The sequence below is a fragment of the Pseudomonas imperatae genome, assembly GCF_057128625.1.
In genome coordinates, this window is the sequence record NZ_JBSKHP010000070.1 from 1 (window position 1) to 1,018 (window position 1,018).

A 1,018-nucleotide genomic window follows, 5' to 3' on the forward strand; every position below is an offset into this window, starting at 1 on the left:
TCCGCCAGGAAAATTCGCGGCGGCAAACTGAAGCCGCGCAGCGTGAGCAGCGCCAGCGGCCCTGCGCCCAGTTCCGTGCGCAAATGCCAGGTCAGCGGGATGCCGTCCGGGGCCTTCAGCACCAGGCGAAAGCGCGTGTCGCTGTCGTCCAGCGCCGTCACCTGGGCCTGCTCCAGCAGGCGGATCAGGCCCCAGGCGCCGTCGTAGGCACCGAACAGCCGTTCGCCGGTGGCAACGCTGGTCCAGCTCAGGCTGGCGCCGGGGTAGTCGCTGGCGCCGGGCCAATGAAAGCGTTTCCAGCTTGGCTTCTGGTTGAAGTAATGCAGGCGTTCGCCGTTGAGGATGAAGGTGGTCTGCACCAGCTCGGGCAGCGCCTTGGCCTGCAGCTCGAAGCCCAGGCCCATGCCGCCGTCGGTGTAGAGCACGTCCGCCAGGCAGCCCAGGCGGTTGACCGCCGCCAGGAACGCCGGGTTCACCCGCAGGCCCTGGCTGTGCCGCGGGTCGACGACCCAGCGGTTGCCCTCCTTGCGCAGCACGCCGCCCAGTTCCTGCTGCAGGAACTGGTCGATGCGCCCGGTGCCGGCGCGGATCATCTGCCCCAGCATCGGCAAGGAGGCGTCGCTGCCGGTGGCGGCGAACGGGTAGCGGCCGCTGAAGGCGCCGTCCCAGTGCTCGACGATCGCCCGCTGCCACTGCGCGTTCAGCGCTGCGGCGGAGGGTTGCAGCACCTGCTGCCAGGCCTGGGCCAGGGGTTTGACGAACAGGTTCTGGCCAAAGCCGCTCCATTGCCCGCCCAGGCTGGCGGCGATCAGGCTGCCGTACTCGCGGCTGTCGCCAAGGTCCAGGGTGCGGCCCTGGAACACCGACTGGGCCAGGGCCTGGGACATCGCCTGGGGGTCGCTGGCGTCATCGATCTGCTGGAGCTGCAGGCGCACGCGGGTGACGCGGGTCAGGTAGCTGTGCAGGCTCAGCGGGCTGTTGTCCTTGGCCAGCAGTTGCAGCAACGGGGCGAAGGTGG

General features: G+C 69.7%; 1 protein-coding gene. It reads right to left on the minus strand.

Going from position 1 to position 1,018, the window contains the following annotated elements:
• Window positions 1-1,018, minus strand: a 1,018-nt coding sequence (locus ACWKWX_RS32615) for a type VI secretion IcmF C-terminal domain-containing protein (protein WP_483829927.1), incomplete at both ends; no start/stop codon positions are given.